1 protein-coding gene is annotated in these 336 nt (G+C 71.4%); it reads left to right on the forward strand.

Features of this window, described 5'->3' with window-relative positions:
- The coding region (locus tag ACFHWT_RS31515; protein WP_416598357.1) for a Clp protease N-terminal domain-containing protein at positions 1-336 on the forward strand (336 nt) is incomplete at both ends.

Genomic DNA, 336 nt, shown 5'->3' on the forward strand with positions numbered 1-336 from the left:
AGAAGGTGTTGGAGCTGTCGCTGCGGGAGGCGCTGCAGCTCGGCCACAACTACATCGGCACGGAGCACATCCTGCTCGGCCTGATCCGCGAGGGCGAGGGCGTTGCCGCCCAGGTGCTGGTGAAGCTCGGCGCCGACCTCAACCGGGTCCGCCAGCAGGTGATCCAGTTGCTGTCGGGCTACCAGGGCAAGGAGCCGGCGGCGGCGGGCGCGGCGGCGGGCGAGGCCGCCCCGTCGACCAGCCTGGTGCTGGACCAGTTCGGCCGTAACCTGACCCAGGCGGCCCGGGAGGGCAAGCTCGACCCGGTGATCGGCCGGGAGAAGGAAATCGAGCGGG

It is taken from the genome of Micromonospora sp. LOL_021 (assembly GCF_048060215.1).
Classification (GTDB): domain Bacteria; phylum Actinomycetota; class Actinomycetes; order Mycobacteriales; family Micromonosporaceae; genus Micromonospora_E.